The organism is Sporosarcina koreensis (assembly GCF_042655825.1).
Taxonomy (GTDB): Bacteria; Bacillota; Bacilli; order Bacillales_A; family Planococcaceae; genus Sporosarcina; species Sporosarcina koreensis.
On record NZ_JBHSNP010000027.1, the window covers coordinates 107,036 to 127,413 of the forward strand.

Annotated in this window: 16 protein-coding genes; 1 reads left to right on the forward strand and 15 read right to left on the reverse strand. The window is 47.0% G+C overall.

What is annotated here, in order from left to right; translation table 11 throughout:
- Window positions 1-23 precede the first annotated feature (23 nt).
- From ACFPTP_RS13245 to ACFPTP_RS13310, 14 genes are all read right to left on the reverse strand, one after another.
- Window positions 24-431, reverse strand: a complete 408-nt coding sequence (locus tag ACFPTP_RS13245) for a hypothetical protein (protein WP_381445690.1) — start codon at window positions 429-431, stop codon at window positions 24-26.
- Window positions 419-1,087, reverse strand: coding sequence for a hypothetical protein (locus tag ACFPTP_RS13250; RefSeq protein ID WP_381445692.1), 669 nt, complete (start codon window positions 1,085-1,087; stop codon window positions 419-421). Before ACFPTP_RS13250 ends, ACFPTP_RS13245 begins: the two co-directional genes overlap by 13 nt.
- Complete coding sequence (locus ACFPTP_RS13255) at window positions 1,084-1,431, reverse strand: hypothetical protein (protein ID WP_381445694.1); 348 nt, start codon at window positions 1,429-1,431, stop codon at window positions 1,084-1,086. The genes ACFPTP_RS13250 and ACFPTP_RS13255 overlap by 4 nt, the downstream gene beginning before the upstream one ends.
- Window positions 1,428-1,982, reverse strand: coding sequence for a hypothetical protein (locus ACFPTP_RS13260; RefSeq protein ID WP_381445696.1), 555 nt, complete (start codon window positions 1,980-1,982; stop codon window positions 1,428-1,430). The genes ACFPTP_RS13255 and ACFPTP_RS13260 overlap by 4 nt, the downstream gene beginning before the upstream one ends.
- Window positions 1,983-2,024: 42 nt before the next feature.
- Entirely contained in the window at window positions 2,025-3,707 is a 1,683-nt protein-coding gene (locus tag ACFPTP_RS13265; protein WP_381445698.1) for an ICP22 family protein, read from the reverse strand.
- Window positions 3,708-3,722: 15 nt separating this feature from the next.
- The gene (locus ACFPTP_RS13270) at window positions 3,723-5,135 is read right to left on the reverse strand and encodes a vWA domain-containing protein (RefSeq protein ID WP_381445700.1); all 1,413 of its coding nucleotides are present in this window, start codon (window positions 5,133-5,135) and stop codon (window positions 3,723-3,725) included.
- 29 nt (window positions 5,136-5,164) lie between these two features.
- A complete protein-coding gene (locus ACFPTP_RS13275; protein WP_381445702.1) occupies window positions 5,165-5,371 on the reverse strand; it encodes a hypothetical protein in 207 nt (68 codons plus the stop codon).
- 29 nt (window positions 5,372-5,400) lie between these two features.
- Complete coding sequence (locus ACFPTP_RS13280; RefSeq protein ID WP_381445704.1) at window positions 5,401-6,333, reverse strand: type II secretion system F family protein; 933 nt, start codon at window positions 6,331-6,333, stop codon at window positions 5,401-5,403.
- Window positions 6,334-6,337: 4 nt separating this feature from the next.
- Window positions 6,338-7,264: a type II secretion system F family protein gene (locus ACFPTP_RS13285; protein ID WP_381445706.1), complete on the reverse strand. Its 927-nt coding sequence runs from the start codon at window positions 7,262-7,264 to the stop codon at window positions 6,338-6,340.
- Window positions 7,258-8,610, reverse strand: a complete 1,353-nt coding sequence (locus ACFPTP_RS13290) for a CpaF family protein (protein WP_381445708.1) — start codon at window positions 8,608-8,610, stop codon at window positions 7,258-7,260. Before ACFPTP_RS13290 ends, ACFPTP_RS13285 begins: the two co-directional genes overlap by 7 nt.
- Before the next feature lie 13 nt (window positions 8,611-8,623).
- Window positions 8,624-9,784 (reverse strand): AAA family ATPase, encoded by a 1,161-nt coding sequence (locus tag ACFPTP_RS13295; protein ID WP_381445710.1) that lies wholly within the window; start codon window positions 9,782-9,784, stop codon window positions 8,624-8,626.
- A 33-nt stretch (window positions 9,785-9,817) separates the two neighbouring features.
- A complete protein-coding gene (locus ACFPTP_RS13300; protein WP_381445711.1) occupies window positions 9,818-10,582 on the reverse strand; it encodes a CpaB family protein in 765 nt (254 codons plus the stop codon).
- Between the two features lie 436 nt (window positions 10,583-11,018).
- Window positions 11,019-15,545, reverse strand: coding sequence for an endonuclease (locus ACFPTP_RS13305; protein ID WP_381445712.1), 4,527 nt, complete (start codon window positions 15,543-15,545; stop codon window positions 11,019-11,021).
- A 598-nt stretch (window positions 15,546-16,143) separates the two neighbouring features.
- Complete coding sequence (locus ACFPTP_RS13310) at window positions 16,144-17,889, reverse strand: AAA family ATPase (RefSeq protein ID WP_381445713.1); 1,746 nt, start codon at window positions 17,887-17,889, stop codon at window positions 16,144-16,146.
- Between the two features lie 746 nt (window positions 17,890-18,635).
- Between ACFPTP_RS13310 and ACFPTP_RS13315 the strand changes: the two genes are divergently transcribed.
- The gene (locus tag ACFPTP_RS13315; protein WP_381445714.1) at window positions 18,636-19,343 is read left to right on the forward strand and encodes a C40 family peptidase; all 708 of its coding nucleotides are present in this window, start codon (window positions 18,636-18,638) and stop codon (window positions 19,341-19,343) included.
- A 42-nt stretch (window positions 19,344-19,385) separates the two neighbouring features.
- Here the strand turns inward: ACFPTP_RS13315 and ACFPTP_RS13320 are convergent, their stop codons facing one another.
- Window positions 19,386-20,306, reverse strand: coding sequence for a patatin-like phospholipase family protein (locus ACFPTP_RS13320; protein WP_381445716.1), 921 nt, complete (start codon window positions 20,304-20,306; stop codon window positions 19,386-19,388).
- Window positions 20,307-20,378: the final 72 nt, after the last annotated feature.

A 20,378-nucleotide genomic window follows, 5' to 3' on the forward strand; every position in this document is an offset into this window, starting at 1 on the left:
TAGACAAATGTCATTGCTTCCTATCATTCATATCTATTGATTTTGTATTGCAAATACCAGATATGGAACAAAACCAAAAGCACACGGTTGAAAATTTCCGCTCCAGCCTTCTCTTCAATCGCCTCCGCGACACGGAACACGGAATAATATGTAATGCCAAGCCCGATGAACGTGATGATAATATTGAATGTATCCATAAAATCTATCCCCATCTCGGTCAGGAATGCGCCTCCGATTACAAAATAGAATGCGAGAAACGCATACATGACGAACAGGAATTTCAACCAGTTGTAATTCAGTTGCACTTTGCCAAGTTGGCTGATCGAATCTCTCCGTGAAATGAACCAATACGGCAAGTAAACGCCAAATGTCACATTCGTCAGCACAACAGTGAGAGCGGTATTCGTCTTTTTAAATGTCAGTTCGTCCATTCATCTTCCACCTCTTCGGTCATGCTTAGAAATTTTTCGGATAAGGAGAATACTATAAAAGGGAAAATCACTAATGAGAATACCAATCGTGTAATGTTGTATGCATCGTAGCTCATTTCCAAAAAAGAGGTGATGTACAGCACGCCTGCCCAAACTAATGTCACGATGGACGACCAAAAGATGATTTGTATCCAAACTTGCACGAAATGATTAATGTAGAAATCAATGGAGGATTTAATCCACGCTCGTATCGATCTTGTTCCGCTATACATGAAAGGTAAAATGAATAATATCGGTGCAATCAGTATTCCTGGAACATAGAATGCGAATATCCCTCCATACACTAAAGCCGAAAAGAACAAGCCGATTGCGAATAGAGGCCCGATTGACCAAATGAACTCCTTGATCATTTCCTTGAATTCCAATTCATCGCTTACACTGACTCTTTTGTACAAGGAAAACAACGGGCGGACGAAAATGACGAACATGAGGATATTCAATAAAATATTGATGAGATTTTCCCTGCCTCCCCAATCGACAGTCAACAGGAGTAAACTATAATTGGAAAAGAAGAGCCAGGCAGGAACCATTACACAAAGCCCATATGCGACGATTTTCAACAACTGTTCATTATAATATTGAGCCGCTTCCCTCATCCATATGCCCTCCTTGCGTCAACTTTCCTGAAAATGAACACACTTGCAATCGCAATTGCGGTTGCATTGACAAAGCTAAAGAGTGCAATATCCGGTTCAAACAACATTGGAAGTCCGATAAAGAAGTGGGAAATCAAAATATTGATGACGACCAGCGCGCATGCCAGCATATAGGCGGCGAAATATGGAAAATGAAATGACTTGGTTAGATACCCTAACAATCCATAGGAGAAAAGCATGACGATGATGGAATGAATAAAAAAATCCGGGATGACGAAGACCATGACAAAGCTGATTACAATCATCGCAATGGTTACGATCCCCAATACTTGTACATACTTCATTTTTCCCACCTCTTCTCCTTCACAAAGGATTTATACGCCAGTGAACTGAACAAGAACAGTAGCCAACAAGCAAATAAATATAAAATTATTGAAATATAAGTCATCGAGAAATCATACCCATGTGTCTCAAAAAATCTTCTTGTAACTCTGTGATTTCCTCCAAAACTGAAAATCGCGAGCAGTACGGGTACCGCATAAAAAGGTATTGCAAGCCATTTCCTTTTATCTGAATCAGGAAACAGAATTGGGACTTCCGTCCGCTGATCGAATCTCGCCAAAAAATAAATCCCAATGAAAAAGCCGACCAACAGCAATTGAATAACGATACTTCCCTTCAACACTTTCAGCAATGGAAATGCTGCAAAGAAGGTGAAAGCGTATAGTTGATACATGATCGTCAACCTATACGCTTTCTCCTTATTAGCTGGGAATCGGTATGATAAGACAATCGGCAATACCAACAATAGGACAAAAACGGCCGCTATCCATTTGAAGTATTGCTGATCATATTCGGGGATGAGCAGCGCTACCACCGCTGTAAATAAAGGCATCAAATATCCCCCTATCATAACCTTGAATGGATTTCCCATTACCTACGACCCCCAACCAAACTTTTTAAATATACTTTTACCATAGTTTTTAACACCTTCAAACACTTTTTTCGCACCAGCTTCGATGGCCCCGGTAATCCTTTCGCCGAATGGAGTTTTTGTCAAGGCTGTAAATGCTAATGCACCCAAGACAGCGGCTATCGTACCAACGCCCGGGATAACACTTCCCGCTATGGCGGCGGTCATTGCCGTTGCTCCCCATGCTGCACCCGCACCCGCCACTGCTGTAGCGGCACCGACGATGACATCCGTAGTAACTCCAGCTGCAAAGTCTGTCCCCGTCCTTTTTGGATCATCATAATTTTTTTTCACATTATCGGAAACAGTGAACAAGACACTAGTCAGGCCATTTCCTTTTATCAGCGTTTTTGGGTGGAAGAATTCTTTGTTCGGCACAAAGTCTTTAAAATAATCTTTGAATGCATTGCTGAGCATTTTTTTTGATTTGACTTCCTTCAGAAATCCTTGGAGTTTCTTTTCTCTTATCGGTTCATCAGTCCGGGGCGAAAATGTAACGTCATTGTGTGTCCGTTTTTTATAGTCGTACCACTTTCGCTTATACTCACTTTTGCTATCCCCTTTGACAACATCTTTCCTGTTTTCAAAAGAGCCGAGATAGTCGTTATAGCGTTTGTTCACCCATTTGCTGACGAAATTATCGCCTTTCATAACTTTGGTCTTGCCATCAACTTGAAACAGGTTTTTATTTCCCGATGCCTTCTTTAAATCGGTAATTTTGAAGCCTGCCGATATCGACAAAAAGCCGTCGAATATTGTTAATCCCTTCTTGAGTTTCGAGCTGTATTTGTCGACACCCCCGATTATATTCAATGCAGATTCAATCGTCGGACCTCCGCCGGTAGTGTTTCCTGAAGTTCCATCACCCGTACCGTTTGAATCGCCTCCAGACGGACCTTCTCCACTTGTCGGACTTTCTCCCCCAGTGGAATCGTCGCCGCCCGTCGGACTGTCACCGCCGGATGGACCTGTTCCTCCGTCAGGACCTTCGCCTCCTGTAGGGCCGTTCCCTCCAGTCGGGCCATCACCGCCAGTTGGGCCTTCTCCGCCATTCGGACCTTCTCCGCCGCTTGGAGCCTCGCCGCCGGTTCCTGGATTACCGCCGTCCGGGCCTTTGCCTCCGGTGCTGGCATTTCCTCCTGAAGGTCCTTCTCCTCCTGTCGGCGCGTCACCGGATTTTCCCGCTTGCCCGCCATTCGGACCTTCACCGCCGCTAACCGCTTCGCCGGATGCAGGCGGAGTTCCGCCCGGGCCTGAAACCTGTCCTCCAGTCGGTGACTCCCCTCCGGAAATGATGTCTCCCGCTTTAAGGAATTCCCCGTATTTCGTACCATTCAATGTACTGGGAATTAAAAATAACCCTTTGTTTTCGGCAGTTACCGGAACAATGACCGTTCCGGATGTGAGAGAAAATGTCCCTTTGAATGCCGAGCCGTACGTATAGACCTCCCCAGGCGTTATGAATTCGCCGCCTGTAAATGATTGCCCGCCTGTGATTGCTTCCCCGCCGGTAATCGGTTCCGTTACGTCAATCGATTTTCCCGCCTTCAACCAGTCCGCCATTGCAATCCCCGGCAATATTGTCCAGGATAGGATGACTGACAGCATGAAAATCGCATACGTTCTTCTCAACTGTCTACTCTTCAAATTCATCCTCCTTTCTTAGTCAGGAGAGTTTTGTAAGTACTTTTCTTCAAGAGCCTGGATTGCTTCACTGTATTGCATTTCATTCATGTTCTCTAAATCGGCTTTGAGTGCTTCATATTCGGTTTGCACCCAACTATGGTAGTCTGTATTCCGCTTTACGAGATAGTCATAGCTTTCAGACGACATGATTTTTTTCGTCTGATACAGATATTGCAAAGTGAAGCCGACTTGCTGCCTCTCATCTACGATCTTCGTGAATTGCTGACTATCGAAAACAAATATTTCCAGATCCTTTTTTAATCTTTCATGGCCAAGATTTTGCGACTCGCGTTTTTTCCACTCGGCCCATTGCTTGGCAATCTCATTTGCCTGATCCAGCTCTTTCTGAAGCGTTGCTGCATCTTGGACATCTTGATACGTCCCTTCAACCGCCTTCGCCACTTCTTTCAATTGACGCTGCCCCTCATTATCGACATTAAATCCGATGACATTGATGATCGGTGTAATGTTGGAATCGTAAAGGTCTTTCGCAGCGGCAACCGGGTCGTCATTGCAAGTCGAGATGCCGTCTCCCACAAGGTAGACAATGTTCGTATTATGCTCTCCGTCGAATTCCGCAAGGTCCTTTTTCGCTTCCCTGATGGCAAGTTCTGTCGGAGTCCAACCTGCGGGCTTCACTTGGTCAAGAGACTGTTTAAACGAAGCTTTGTCGTATTCTTGAAGCGGATAGAGCAAATCACTGCTTGCGCACGACATCGCTTTATCTGCCGAACTGCCGGTCCCTTCATGTCCATAGACGCGAAGTCCGACATTTGCCTCCTTCGGCAAATTCTCAACGAACTGGACAATCGCCTTTTTTGCAGCTTCCATTTGCGTTTGGCCGCCGACATATTGCCCCATGCTGCCTGAAGCATCTAAAATGACAAGGACATTCATGTTTTCCTTGAACTGCATTCGAGGATTATCGATATCCGGGCTGCCGATTGCGTGGAACTTCAATCTTGCAATCAGCTCACTCGGTCCTTTGAAGTCTTGCTGGAAAACCGCCAATAGTTCGTTGTAATAGTGGTCCAACTCATTTTGAGTAGGCTCCCCGGAAATATCAGGCAAATGGGAAGTCAGCTCGTCAATTTGGGCTTGCCCATCTTTATCCAAAATCGAGATGAAAGAGGTATATCCCGTAGGCAGCTGCTCAAGCTCCTCTAATGATTGCGGGAGCGGGGCAGCTGCAACTACCTCCTCACTCTTGTTTTCCTCTTGCTCTGCTTGATCCTCTTGAAGATCAACGTCTTTATCATCTTCTTTTTCATCTGATGAAACAATTTCATCCGCTGTAACCTTTTCATTCTCTTTAGCCTTATCACTGCATGCTGCCAGTAGAAGGAGCATAAGCAGAAGAATGAATGGAACTATTCCTTTTCTATTCATAAGTTCTCCTTTTGCTAATCAAGTTGTTATTAACCTACCATCCCTTTGATCTTTGAAACGATCGAAGTAATCACCTCAGTGATTGTTCCCTCTTGGCCTTTCAATGCAGTCGAAATAATCCCGAGCACCAAAATGAGCAATGCCGCGATTCCAAGCCATTCCAGCGATTGCGCTCCTTTTTCGTTCTGTACCGGATACATCATTTTCGTCCAAGCTGTCATCATTTTTTCTTTCATCTTCCATTCTCTCCTTAAATAAATGTATTTTAATTGAATAACTCGAAAATCCCTTTGTTCTGGTTGAAGATATTTATAATCATCAAGCCTCCGATCAGGATGAGGGCGGAGGGCAACACAAGGAAAGTAGTTACTAACGTCACTTTCGGTGATGCTTTGGCTGCCTTCTCCTTAATCAATTCTTTCTTTAGTTTCCTCATCTCTTCGGCTTGGTGTTTAAACGTGTCCGCAATCGGAACGCCTAGTCGCTCCCCTTGCAATAGTGATTTGATCAATAGTTGGAACTCCTTGCTGTCGTTCCGTTCAAGCAATGATCTGTAGGCTTCTGCCCGTGGGACGCCGACGCTCAATTCCTGGATGAAACGGCCGAATTCCTCTTTGATGGGCCCCTCGAAATAATGAACGATGTCTCGGAGCGCCTGATCCATCCCGACACCTGCCTGCAAGGTGACACTCATCGTGTCAAGGAAGTCAGGAAGCTGGTAGGAAATCTCCTCCTGCCTTTTTCTTGCCTTGGATCTGAGCCAAAGGACGGTTCCACCAAATCCGGCAATCGGCATGAGAATCAGCATGAATTGCGACAATGGAAATCTGAGGATGAATAAAATTCCGCCTATGAAAAATCCCGCAATCAGCATGAAGATTTTCAGCCCTTGGAAGCGGGCGACCGTCAATCCGTATGGATGTCCTGCTTGTATAAGAAGCTTCTTCACCTCTACGTTTTCACTGAAGAAGTTGACACGCTGCCCGAGATCGGAAAAGTCGTCTGCGAACTTGAATAGCTTTTCCAACACTTTCTCTTTGCGCGACTTCTTTTTACGTATCCATGTTTCGATATAGACGGACTCGCTGATTTCTTCACGCAGAATCCTTTTTTCATTCAAATAGACATAGAAAGCCCGTAGCGAGATTCCGATTGTTGCTACAGCTAGAAACGTAAATAATGCAATTATGCCATCCATTCATTCACACCCTGATATTCGTAATTTTCCTGACGATGACAAATGTCAGGACCGTCCCGAAAAGGAAGAACGTCAACAGGATCAATCCAATTCCTGTAAATAAAGGATCGAGGAAGCCGTCGATGATATTGTTCATCATGAGCACCAAGAAGATCGGAATGATGGGAACGAGCGTCGAGACATACCGTTGTTCCGCAGTCATCGTCTTCACTTCCTGCTTCAACAGCTTCCGTTCGTCAAGCGTCTGGCTCATTTCATCAAGCACCGCGGACAAGTTGCCTCCCGCTTTTTTCTGAATGAGCATCGTCGCCGCGAACAATTGGAATTCCTTATGATCGATCCGTCTTTCCATCGTTCTCAGCGCCGCAGAGAATTCGATGCCTAATGATAGCTCATGGGCCATCCGTTTGAACTCCCTTTTCGCAGGCTCATTGATTTCCTGAGTGACAAGCTGGATTCCTTGATTCAACGTCATGCCGGAACGGGTCGAATTTGCGAGTATCCGGCAAATTTCTGGCAGCTGATCGATCAGCATCTGTTTCTTCTTATTCTTCCTTAGCAGGAATAAAAGCCTTCTTGCCCCTTCAACAAGCAGCATTCCAATAAGCAAAGCTGGCATCAAATCCAACCCGAACATGTTGACGAGCACGAAGACGATGCCCATATAGCCGACAAGGAGCGCCCCTATAAATTCGGACGGAGTGAACGGGATATTGGCGTCCACCAGCTTCGGCTCCAATTCTTTCGCCGTCTCCGTCTCATCGAATTTTGCTCCAACGAGGACGATGACGCTTTTCCGCTTTTCCCCGTCCAGGTAAAATTGCTCGACTTCCTTCCGCCACTCCCTCTTTGACTTCCGGTAATCGAGAAGGAAATAGACGGCGACCAGGAACACGAAAACAGCTGATGCGGCAATGAATGCTTCTACCATGCAGTGACCTCCTCTTTCACCCGGAAGTCCGACTCATCCATATGGATGCCGAAAATCTTGAGCCTTTCAAGGCAGGCAGGGATTTCACCGGTTGGCGTGAAGTGACCGAGAACAGTCCCATCTTCCAGCATGCCGGTCCGCTTGAACTTGAAGATCTCGACAATCCGGAACGTGCCGTCCTCCTCATTTTTCTGCACTTCCGAAATGGAGATGATCTTCCGCGTCCCGTCCGTCAGGCGTGTTGCCTGGATAATGATATCAAGCGCACCGACGATATATTCGCGGATGACGGTCGAAGGCAGGTCCATGCCCGCCATGATGACCATCGACTCGACACGCCGCATCGCATCGGCAGGCGAGTTCGCATGGACGGTTGTCAGCGACCCCTCATGCCCCGTATTCATCGCCTGGAGCATGTCGAATGCCTCTCCGCTTCGGACTTCCCCGACGATGATCCGATCTGGCCGCATCCGGAGCGCGTTCCGGACAAGGTTGCGGATCGTCACTTCCCCCCGGCCTTCCACGTTAGCCGGCCGTGCTTCCATGCCGACGACATTCGGTCTGTCGAGGCGCAATTCAGCGGAGTCTTCAATCGTGATGACCCGTTCCCCATGCGGAATGGAAGCAGCGACGACGTTCAAAAGCGTCGTCTTCCCGGAACCGGTACCGCCGGAGATGAGTGTGTTCATCTTCCCTTTCACGATACCTTGCAGGAAGCGTCCCATCGTTTCATCCAATGAATTGAAGTTGAGCAGATCTTCCATCTTGAATGGCTCTTCACGGAATTTCCGGATGGAAACCAATGTCCCTGAAAGGCTGACAGGCGCGATAACTGCATTGACACGGCTCCCGTCCGGCAATCTTGCGTCAACCATCGGAGAACTTTCATCGACACGTCTTCCTAGTGGGGCAACGATGCGGTCGACGATATGCCGGACATGTTCATCATCCCTGAATGCGACATCCACCATTTCCAGGCGACCCGCTTTCTCGACATACACCTCATCGAACCCATTAATGAGGATTTCAGTAATTGCGGGATCTTTGATGAGCGGCTCAAGCGGCCCATATCCGACTGCCTCGTCAAGAATCCTTGTGATCAAAAGATCTTTATCGTTCCGTGAGATGATCACTTTCTCTTCGGACATGAAATGGGAGACATATTGCTCGATTCGGAGCCGCATTTCACCTTGTGACAACTGGGTGAGCGCCTCCAGGTTCGTATCCCTCAGCAATCTTGCTTTGTAGTGATCGACCAACTCATCGACGAGATGATTTTCATACTTGTAATTCGCCGAATTCTGTTTGGCCAATTTCTCTTTGCGCCGTTCGAATAAAGAACTCATCGTTCACCACCTCCTACTGCTTTGCGACTTGACGGGCGAATTTCCGGATATCCTTTGCAAACGGGATCAGTTTCCTCTCCTTGGCTTGCTTACGTACAGGCTGCCCCTGATTGATAAACGACTGGAGACCTTTCGTGTCTTGCCTGATCGAAGCGATGATCGGGTAGCGCAATACATTTTTCAGATCTTTCTGTTTCACTTCGAAATTCTTCGATAATTTATTCAGAGCGATTTCCATCCGGCTCGTCAGGACAAGCCCGAGCCTTTCAGACAGCTCCTCGTAGTGCTTCATGATTTTCAATGAAGGCGTATCCGGAGTAAGGACGTAATAGATCTTGTCCGATTCCTCCATCGCTGTGACAACAAGGCCATTGATCGAGGAAGGCAAATCGACAACGACATAATCGAATGACCGCCTGCATGTCCGAAGCAGCTTCGCGATGAATTCCTCATCGAGCGTTTCCAGTATTTCCGCATCACATGGACTGATGAGCACTTCCATTTTGGAGTGCTCCTGTGTTTGGGAGACGTTCCGGATATGGCTTTCATTCAACTCTTCGATGACCGGCTGCAAGTCGGCAAGCGATCGGTTCGATTCAATGGAAAGCAATGTTTCAACACCGCCGAACTGCCCATTCAAATCGATAAGGATCACTTCGGCAGATGATTCGAGCTTCATCGTTTGTGCAAAGGACGCGGCAAGCAATGAACAACCGCTCCCTCCCTTCCCGCTATAAAATGAAATGATTTTTCCTCTTCCTCGGCCGAAAGTCGGTGCTGCCGACTCCTCGTTCTTCGCTTTTTTGGCTGCATAACTTTTAACGATATTCGGGAACCGGCTGGAGAATAGGCCAGCCTCCTCCGGAAAGACGAAAAACTCATCCGCCCCTGCCCTTGTCATATTTCGAAGCAAGCCGAAGTCGGATGCGTTGGCAATGAACAGGATGAGCGCATTCGGATTGATGATTTTCAGCATTTGAACAACTTCCACCGATGTATCAGTATCCGTCTGTCCAAAAATGACAATATGCGCCATTTCCCGGTTCATTTCCCTTACCGCTTCATTCGAACGTACACCAATGACCTGTTCCGATTTCGTCTCGGCAATGGTCTTCAACTGCGACATAAGCGCATCCTCATCGGAAACAATCATAATATTCAATTTATTTTCCAACTGCCTCACCCTTCGATAAGTGACTGTTCACCTTTATTCTCCTGATTCATCGGATTTCTGATCTGATGATCCTTCCGTCTTAACAGTTGCGGCCGATCCTTCAGGCTGTTCACCGGCCGGTTCTTCTTTCGGTTCTTCCTTCTTTATTGGATCATCCGATTTATCCGCGGCATCGCCGAATGAAGAAGCCTGTCCGACGTTCGCCTTCAACACACGAATATGCTCGGCGTAATTTTGCATATGTATTAGGTCCGTCGCCTCTTCAGCCGTCACTTCAACCGCAATGCCGGAGAAATTGTCATTTGTTCCTTGCGCAAAAGCGACCAGCACGTCTTTCAGGAAGACCTTTGTCTCTTTCTTTCCATTGTCATTTGTCGATACGATGATGTCGACGCGGTCCAATGCCGTCAGCACCTGATCGAACTGGATCTTATCCGTCCGGTACATTGTGACGAGCCGATTGTTGGCATCCTGCAGATTCGATACGGGCTTGATCATGTTTTTCGTAATGATGTCCCCTGGATTCAATGGGACGATGGATACTTGATGTTCGAACTCATCTACGGACAAAATATGGCTATCCGTTACGAACTTATTTGGGATATCCATTTTCGTCACTTGTGAAGCCTCTATCGGCGAACGGGAAGGGATAGACCCTTTCGCGATGTAAATCGATGTCATTCCGCCTAATTCCGCATTCAACTCTTTGACCTTTTCCAGCACGAGATAACCTGCCACAGCAGCCAATAAGAAGGCCAATAGTAAAAATATCGCCGCACGCCTCTTCGCCTCTAACATGCCAATCCCTCTTTCATTCTAAAGAAATCCGGAAAACTTCCGCTCTCTGTTCCATTTGGTAGATTCCTATGTTCATTATTAATATCATTGTGACGATTGTATGTCAAAACCGTGACAGAACGGCCCGAATTGCGCTAAGTCATTAGTCATTGGACCAAAGGGCAATGACGGTTAAGCAAGTTTTTCCAACAGCGTTTCACTTATGGTCCTATATTGGAAATCAAGGTCGAATAGCATATTTTCTTTTGTCGTTCACAACTTATGAATCATTTTCCATAATTTGAAAGTCTGGAATTTAAGATATTTGACTTCAAGACTATGGTAATGCTTGCTGAATTGCTTTTTTCGTTTGATTGGAGGATGGATGTTGTAGGAACGATGTCGCAGCCAAAGAAAAAGACCAAAGGAAATTTTTGATCCCCTGGTCTTGTTTTCATTATGAAGCTTTTTTCAGATCGTTTGAACCGGCTTTTTTCCAGATCGACTGCACCCATTCAGGATGGTCGATGAATGGGTTGCGGTTACCTTGCAACTGTTCGATGACGTTGTTGCGGTTCATTTCGAACGCATCTACCGGGTCCATTTCATGCCATTCCAATAGGACGGACAGCTTTCCATGGTATGGATTGGTGCCGTTATTGAGTAGTTCATTCAACTCCAAATCAACCTTGTCGCCCGCTTCGTAACGGGTTGCCATATAGAACAGCATCCGTGCTACGTCGCCTTTCACGCGATCGGGCGGCTCCCATGAGTTAGCGGATCTGAAGCAGCCGTCACAGCCCTTCACTGCACTTCCGCCATAGTCGAAATCCAAGTTGCCGCGGGTGCTGTTCACTTGGACGTCGGTCGGACGCAAATGATGGATGTCCGTGCCGGGACCAATGCTTGTACCGAAGTTTCCGTGCGATTTCGCCCATACGTGCTCCCGGTTCCAATCGCCGACGTTCCCACCGTTCTTATCTTTAGAACGGGATTCACCTGAATAGAACAGGATGACGTTGTTCGGATTGTTCGGATCTTGATCCGTCTCTTTCAACGCGTCCCATACTTGTGCATACGTCAGCTTCCGGTGGTCGGAGATGATGTCGTGAAGGGCCGCTTTCAATTCCTGCCCTTCCTTGCCGATTGCATTTTTGTAATAGCCGTCAGCCGGCACTTCAGCTTTCGTGACAATAACCGAGAAGCTTGCTGTTACGGATTTATCCCCATCTGTCGCCGTCACTCCGACGATGTGGGAGCCTTCCTCCAATTGCAAAGTGAGAACATTCTTATTGAGGTCGACTGTCCCTTTCGTTGCGGAATATGTCAGCTTGTCGCCGTCCGGGTCACTGAAATGTCCGGAGAGGACGATTGAAATCGTCTCTCCGGCTTTCGCTTCCTGATTCGGGATCGGTTTCGTGACGATCGGTGCATTGTTCACCGTTGGCACGCCGATCCTCTTCCCTTTCGAGTTGTAGAAGATGACGTTAGAAGCATCCGCCCCTTTGACAAAGTCGATCCTCTTAATGTTTTCAGCGCCTCTGATTTCGAGCGGATGCGAGCCTTCTACGATCACATGGCCCATTTCCGTTCCTTTCATATCGACGATCAAACCTTTTTTCTTCGGCTGCAGGATGACAGTATTCGTTTTGAATCCTTCACCTGTCAACTCGGCATAGTCCCCTTTCAAGTACATGCCGTCCTTCAATGAAGATTGCGCATCCATATAGACGGAGACGCTTGGCTCAGCAATCATAATTTGTTTTTTATGTTCATTGATCAGGGTATACACTTTCTTGATCGGAACTGGATCCCATACGACTGGGGCTTCGAAGCCGATCTGTACCATGACCGGATCGTGGTCGCTTGCACGTCCCGCCATGTCCGTAAAGTCCGAGTTGATGTGCAAAATGTCGATTTCTGTTTGATCCGCCAAGTTATTCGACACGAGAATGTGATCGAGCACTTGGGAGTTTCCTTGGTAGACGTACGAATAACGGTCAGCCTTGTCGACATGGTTGATCATGTTCGTCATGAGGCTGCCTTCATGGATTTTCAAAGGCTCCGCAAATTGGAAGTCATTGAAATCTCCAAGAGAAACGATATTCGCTTCCGGATTATCCGATTTGATTTCGGAAACGAAATCATAGACGAGCTGTGCAATCTGTTTCCGCTGCACTTCGCTGCCATAGACCGGTGGCTGTATAGAACCGAATAACGGCGTATCTCCACCTTTTGAATTCCAGTGGTTCACGATTGCGATGACTGACTCACCCTGAAAATCGAATTGTGCGGCGAGTGGCTTCCGGCTGCTCTTGAACGCCGGGTCATTCGGAGCAATGCGCCCTGGATTTTGTGTCAATTTGCCATTTTCATATCCGACAGCTGTCGTTGCATCGCCATGCGGAATCCCTTCCGTCAATGAAACACGTGCAGGATTGTAGAGGAATCCGACACGGATGTTCGCGTTCGGCTGTCCGCCATCCTCATTGTTCACTGGATCGATATTGACGTATTCATACTTGACGCCGCCCGCATCGACAATCGCTTGGATGAGGCGCTCGTAGCTTTGATTCGCACGGGAATCGCCAGCATCTGGTCCGTTATTGTCCTGTACTTCCGTCACACCGATAATGTCAGGGTTTTGCATATCCTGTACAAATGCCCGTGCAAGTTTTTTCGCTTTGTCATTCGAAGTCGTTTTAGTATTGTTCGAGAAGTTTTCCAAGTTGTAAGAAGCGATCGTCAGTTTATCCGCATCCTTCACAATCGTCGTCTTCTCTGGCACTGCATCGCCCTTCGAATGTGCTTGCTGCATGTCGCTCAAAGATGTGTAGATCTTGTAATTTTGGAATGAATAGCCGACAACTCCCGTAATCGGGCCTGCGAAACGGTCGCCAGTCGCGACTTCGAAATCACGTGCCGGTCCGTTCGGTTCCAAACGGAATTGGACCCGCTCCGCATTTTGGTCGTCTTCCTTCAAGAGGATGCCGCCGTTCAATGTTTCAGTTTCCGCATTTTCGAATACTGTTACGAGATCACCGTGCTCTTGAGGTCCGACTGCTTTCACATTGCCTACTTGCACAAGCATCGCTTCACGGCTTTCCCAGAAATCGGCCGCATACTTTGTCGGATCGAATTCAGAGAACTGATGACTCGCGATTTCATGTTGCGGCAAGTTTTCTTCATTAATCATGAAAGGTGTTGGAAGTGGGACATTGCGCTCAAGGATTTGCACCTTGCCGCCTTGGTCATCACGGACGTTGATCTGCGTCGTCTTCAAATCCGTTTCCTGGCGGTCTGCATATCCATCGATTGCATACTCGCTCACTTTTCCTTTGACAGAAACTAGATCTCCGACGGAAAGATTCCAAGCATCCCTTCCACTGTAAAGAACAATCGCTTCGGACGTATTCAAATTGCCGTCGCGCTTATCGTCCGGAGTTTGGATATGATAATACGTCGAGCCGTTCAGCTCATATTTGTATGTGACGATCCCTTCAACACCTTCAACGGTTTGTCCGTCAAACGGAGATGTATGGCCATCCCCTTGGATATCATGAATTTGAAGGGCTTCCGTAATCGTATACGTAAAAGTGAATATATCTCCAAAACGATCGTCATCCGTTTTCACGACTGCCTTCACTGTCGTATCTTCTTGGATATCGATCGGTGTTGCATACGTCGCCCCGTTTTCAATCGGGCTTGTCCCGTCCAGCGTATAAAGGATTTCCGCACCAGACGTTCCTGTCTTCAATGAAACCTTCACACCGCCTACAAACGTACCGCTTCCCGGACTTGCGACGACCGGCTGGATGGCGGAGCTGTCAACGACAACATCGACGGTCGAGCGCGGAATGATCTGGTAATCATTATCGAACTGCTGGACGATCCCAGTAATCGAATCATAGGCCGTCCCGACGGTGAGTCCCAGGGTTGCCGTCTCATCACGGACGATAAAGTCACCAGTTCCATCTGTCGCTAAATAATTCGACCAGCCACTGCCCGCTTGTACATCGGAAAGAATTGCGTTATGCACAGTGACAAGCTGTGATTCGACCTTTTCACCGACTTCCGATCCTGTAATGACGAGTGGTTCCGGAGTGCCGGCATCTTTCGTCACTTCAACGATTGTCGCATTGTCCAGCTGCAGCAATCCGCGGTAATCCGCAAGCTTGCCAGTCAATGTCACTTCATCACCGATTTGCACATTTAGACTTGTCGGCCTGACAGCAATTCCGCCCGTAGCGTCCTGCACTGAAATCGTGTTTTTCAATTTGGCGGCTACTGTTCCTTTAATCGTCACCGTTTCACCTAGTGCCTTAGAGCGTACATCGCCGATTGTTGAAATATCGCCCGGATCACCAGGTTCACCCGGCTCTCCCGGTGTTGTGCCATCCATCTCATGCGACCCTAGATGATCGAATGTGTCTCTTGGATAAGCGGTCCATTCAGCGTCACGGTTGAATGCATCCCCCGGATTCGAGTCCCCGCGTGTAACGGAGCCGTTCCGGACTAGTGTCACATCAACTCCCCATTTGGCAGTGGAGCCGACTTGACCGATTGAATCTATAACTGTACCGCTTTTTTTGAGAACAAGCGGATCATCACCGTTGAAATTGATGACGCTTGAGTTTGCTAAATTTCCTTTATCCTTTATTCCGTCAGCTGCTTGATTATGATATAAGACATATGTTTCACCATGTCCCAATGCACCTGACAATGTCAGCTTTTGCGAAGCTGTAGTTGCTCCGTTCGCGTATAGCTCCAACGTGTAATCGCCCAGATTGACGGTCTGTCCCGTTCCGTTGTAAAGTTCAATTGCCTTATTGAAGCTGCTGCCCTCCACATATTCGGAAATTAACAGATCCGTTGCTACCGATTCCGCTTTCACAATCGCAGGAACCGTCGGCACAACCATCATTACAGCTAAACTAGACGCCAAAAAGCCATTCAAACGCTTCCTCCATCTCTTACTCCGCATGAAACCATTCTCCTTTCAAATTTGAAAATATGGTGCAGTGCGTGAAAATCCTCCGTTAACCGCTCCCTTTCCATATTAGTTTGATAGAGTAATAGACTGCATTCCCATCGTACCATTGCCTGGAATGCATGACCATGCGACTTTTTGCAATTTTTTGCGATTATTCCATCAAACTTTCGACATGGATTTTTCCGGTGGTATTGTGAGATTAGACGCACTGGTTTAATGGGAGTTGGTTGTGTTGCGAGGGAGGTTGATTGCGAAACGAAGCTTATTCGTTTCGTAACGATGCAGATTAATTTCGTTGCGAAGCACTTTGATTGCGTTGCGCGTGTTTGATTGCGTTGCTATACAGACTGATTGTGTTGCGCTCGCAATTGATTGCGTTGCTCGAGTTTGGTTGTGTTGCAATCCGGATTGATTGCGTTGTGCACGTAATTGATTGCGTTTTGCCCTAGTTTGATTGCTTTGCGATCCAAATTGATTGCGTTACGCCTGCAATTGCTTTCGTTACGCCGCTTTTTTATTGTGTTGCAATAAATCAATTTCATGCCACAAAAAAAACTCCCCAGTCCAATCGGACCAAGGAGTTCTTGTATTACACGATGATAACAAGCTCTTTCACTTCTTCTACACCTTTGCCATCGACGATTTCCTGTACTTCGGAACCATCCAATGTCTCTTTCTGGAAGAGGACATTGACCAATTCCTCGAACTGTGCGGCATTTTCCTGGATAAGTGTTTCGGTTTGTTTCAATGCCTCGGCGAAGAGCGCTTGCATTTTCAACTCTTTTTCGCCCTTATTGAACGTCAGCATGAATCCATCTTGGAGCAAACCTGTGTCAACCATCCGTTCGATGATGTCCTTCGCTTGCTGCACATCTCCGGTGACGCCAATGCTATGCTCACCGAGGTAAAGCCGCTCCGCGACGCCTCCCGCCAGAATCATGCTCACTTGATCAAGCAATTCGCTTGCCGTCTGCAAATGCAGCTCTTTCTGGATTGGCGCTACGTATCCGAGTGCTTGTCCACGCGGAATGATTGTCGCTTTCCGGACAGAACCCGGTTTTGTCAACGCAGCGATCAACGCATGGCCCGCTTCGTGGATTGCGACCCTTCTTTTCGTATCAGGATCATTCAGCGTACGCGATGTACTGCCGAGGATTGTCCGGTCGATTGCGAAATCAAGGTCTCCCTTGCCGATCTTTTCACGGCCGTCACGGATTGCCCGCTTGCTCGCCGTTTCGAATAAAGAGCCTAGTTCCGCGCCGGAAAAACCGGACGTGCTTTCAGCCAATACATCTAATGAAGCATACACTTCTTCCGCCAACAAACGTCCTTTCGTATGGATGTCGATGATTTCACGACGGCCATGCGTGTCCGGAAGCGGTACATTGAATGTATAATCGATACGCCCTGGACGAAGGAATGCTTCATCGAGCATATCTTTCCGGTTTGTTGCAGCAATGAAAAGGATCCCTTCGTTATCGTTTCCTCCGTCCAACTGAACGAGAAGCTCCGTCAACGTCTTTTCGGATTCCTCCCCGCCATGTTCCTTACGCTTGCCGGCTAACGCGTCGACTTCGTCAATGAATATGACAGCCGGACGGTGCTTGCGGGCGTTTTGGAATAATGTGCGCACACGTGACGCACCGACTCCGACAAAAAGCTCCGTAAATGCGGAACCGCTGGATGAATAGAATGTTGCTCCGATTTCGCGGGCAATCGCTTGGGCAAGCAATGTTTTCCCGGTTCCCGGAGGTCCGTACAGGAGAATCCCTTTTGGTGCCTGGATTCCGACTTGTGTTGCACGTTTCGGATCTTTGATGATCGACAGGGTCTGGTGAATCTCTTCCTTCATTTCTTCCGGAAGGCCGCCGATATCATCAAGTGTGATTTCAGGAAGCGGAGTCGCCTTCGAAGTCCCGTTCTTCATCGAAGAAACGCCTACCCCAAGCTTTCCTTTTTTATGAAGAATCATTAACGTCAAGACTGATGCTATGATCAAACCTCCGACAAACAAGCCATTATATTGGCCAGCATCGGCAAATGTATATGAAAGGTTATATTTTTCAACTAATTGTTCTGCCAGTTGGCTTTGCGGACGGACCTGCGTTACGTATAGTCCATCATTCGTCTTTAGTGACAAGGTGCCGTCAGCCTTTTCCTTCAAGGATAGAGGCTTTCCTTCTTGAGCCTGGATCGTCTTCTCAAATTGCGAAAACGAGACATCCATTCCTTTATTTGCACCCGAGACGACGTACCATCCGACACTTGTTGCTATTCCAATGACCAAAACGACAAGGACGACAATCTTCGTTGCAAATTTTGAATTCGGCTTCAAGCCATCCCCAACTCCCTTTAGCAAGATAATATTATTATATAGGAAATAGAGCCGATAGAACAAGAAGAAAGTTGTAGAAATAGTGACAATCCCATTACGATAAATGGCTTGCTTGAGCCTTTTATCCGTATCTATCATATTATTCCATAATAAAAATATACTATTTTTCCAACTGAAGACATTTCCTCCATAACAGCGTTTACAATGTCAAAAAAAGTAAATTTCCCGGGAAATACGCTTATAAACTGTATACTCTTTATTCGACTTGCCATCCATCTCCATCCATGCTATAATCAATAAGTTAACGCCATAGTAACTTTTAATTTGACATGGCATTCTACGTACTGTTTTTGAGGACACTTATTCACACTGGCGCGGCTAAAGGGTCGCAAGGACGCAAGAGTTGGTAGGGCTTGCGTTGCTTAAGGATAGAAGACACCCAGTGGAAAATGACCGCGGCATTGATCATTTTCAATAGAATCCGGATCACGGATCTTTAGATGGACATAAACTTCAACAATAAAAGTTACTATACAAATTAAGGGTTGCTTCTCATCATGAGAGCAACCCTTTTCCAATTCTTTATTAACAATATAGACTTTTAGTAAAGTCCTGTCATACTGTTGTAATGCTTTTGTAACATTACTGCCCCCGTCTTGTAACATTCAGCCTCTACAATTGGAGAGGTGATCAGCAAGATATAAAAATATAAAACCAAACTTTAAAATGGTAGATAGGGGAATAGTGTGAAGAAAGTTGCTTTATCGTTATTCGTAGCAGGTTCATTGGCATTTGGATTTACGGCAGCAGATGCGGAGGCAAGTGCTCCTTCATCACAAACTGTATCTGCACATACAGGGACATATTCAACCGCATATAATGTAAATATCCGTTCCGAAGCAGGAACAAACCATAAAATCCTTTTATTAGCGAAAAAGGGTACAAAAGTCACTTACGTAAGTGAAAAGAAAGTCGGCAAAGAAGTATGGTATCAAGTGAAAGTGAACGGCAAAACAGGCTGGGCGCTTAACACTTTATTGACAAAGCAATCCGTATCAGCAGCGAATGTATCGGCAGCGAAGAGCAGTAATCATGTTGCTCTATCGGACAAAGTCGTCAAACGTGCAACTGGATTGACTGGCATTCCGTACGTTTTCGGTGGAACGTCGACGAAAGGGTTCGACTGCAGCGGCTTTGTCCAATATGTCTATAAGCAATCCGGTAAATCGGTTGCCCGGGATACGCTTGGTCAATACGCACAATCGAAAAAAGTGAGCAAGCCGCAACCGGGTGATTTGGTATTCTTCCAAAACACATACCGTAAAGGGATTTCCCACGTCGGCATTTATATCGGCAACAATAAGTTCGTCCATGCTGGCGGCAAGCAATCCCAAATTACCAGCTTGAACAATAGCTATTGGAAATCGAAATTCCATAGCTTCAAAAGATTATAAGGTGAAAAGCGTCTGCATATTTGTGCAGACGCTTTTTTTGCTTTAGACAATTAGACGGAAATGCCTGGAACCTTCGATTGAATGTGACCAAGTCCGCAGAAATTCATTTGCGCGCGTCCATCCCATTGCCATCAGCGCATCCTTCTGTTCATCCTCCATATTGAACTGTGTCGCGCTGTATTGCTCGACGGGAATGAAGATGATATCCTTTTCGTGCTTCCGGGAAATATACCGATCGTCATGCGCGTTTTTCATCGTGGAAAACAAGGCTTCGAACAAATTGAGCGCATTGCGGATTTCCCGGCCTCCCATATCATCTTTCCGATGGCTCAGCTTCATTCCGATCAAAGGCCGCTCCCTCCTGCCCTCTGCGTCATCAAATATCCACATCGGAAAATTGCTCAGCACCCCCCCGTCGACGACGATTGTTTCCCCGCTAGGCGCTCTTAAACGGACAGGTTCAAAGAAGAACGGGATATTGCAACTCATCCTTAACGCGCGGGCTATCGGAAACATCCCCGGCTCGATACCATAGTGGACGAGGTCATCGGGCAGTACGATCATTTTCCCGTGTGTCAGATCGGATGCCACCAGTTTGAGCGATCCCGGCGGCAAATCAGCAAAATTATAAATTCCTTTTGCGGACAGCTTTTCGAAAAACCAGTCCTCCAAGGCACTTCCTTGATAAAGACCCATGCGCCAATAGAGCAGCAGCCATTTCATGAATGGTATTGGTAGGATTGTGTTTCGTGGATCGAGCAATGATTTCAAGTCCTCTTCCTGCATCATCTGTTCAATTTCCTTGCCCGAATAGCCTGCAGCAATGAAACAAGCGAGAATCGCCCCAGCACTCGTCCCCGCCACCCGATTGAAACGATACCCTTTCTCTTCCAATGCCTGGTACGCACCGACCAATGCAAACCCCTTCAATCCGCCACCTGCAAATACCCCATCAATTAACACAGCATCCCTCCCATGGCGTTGTTACAATATAATACTCGGGGAAGGAATGTAGAACTTGAAAGGTAAATCTGG

Coding starts and splice junctions, on each gene's coding strand:
- ACFPTP_RS13280 (WP_381445704.1), bottom strand. CDS start 6,333: ATGGATGGCATAATTGCATTATTTACGTTTCTAGCTGTAGCAACAATC.
- ACFPTP_RS13300 (WP_381445711.1), bottom strand. CDS start 10,582: ATGTTAGAGGCGAAGAGGCGTGCGGCGATATTTTTACTATTGGCCTTC.
- ACFPTP_RS13275 (WP_381445702.1), bottom strand. CDS start 5,371: ATGAAAGAAAAAATGATGACAGCTTGGACGAAAATGATGTATCCGGTA.
- ACFPTP_RS13250 (WP_381445692.1), bottom strand. CDS start 1,087: ATGAGGGAAGCGGCTCAATATTATAATGAACAGTTGTTGAAAATCGTC.
- ACFPTP_RS13305 (WP_381445712.1), bottom strand. CDS start 15,545: ATGCGGAGTAAGAGATGGAGGAAGCGTTTGAATGGCTTTTTGGCGTCT.
- ACFPTP_RS13260 (WP_381445696.1), bottom strand. CDS start 1,982: ATGCCTTTATTTACAGCGGTGGTAGCGCTGCTCATCCCCGAATATGAT.
- ACFPTP_RS13290 (WP_381445708.1), bottom strand. CDS start 8,610: ATGAGTTCTTTATTCGAACGGCGCAAAGAGAAATTGGCCAAACAGAAT.
- ACFPTP_RS13245 (WP_381445690.1), bottom strand. CDS start 431: ATGGACGAACTGACATTTAAAAAGACGAATACCGCTCTCACTGTTGTG.
- ACFPTP_RS13270 (WP_381445700.1), bottom strand. CDS start 5,135: ATGAATAGAAAAGGAATAGTTCCATTCATTCTTCTGCTTATGCTCCTT.
- ACFPTP_RS13255 (WP_381445694.1), bottom strand. CDS start 1,431: ATGAAGTATGTACAAGTATTGGGGATCGTAACCATTGCGATGATTGTA.
- ACFPTP_RS13285 (WP_381445706.1), bottom strand. CDS start 7,264: ATGGTAGAAGCATTCATTGCCGCATCAGCTGTTTTCGTGTTCCTGGTC.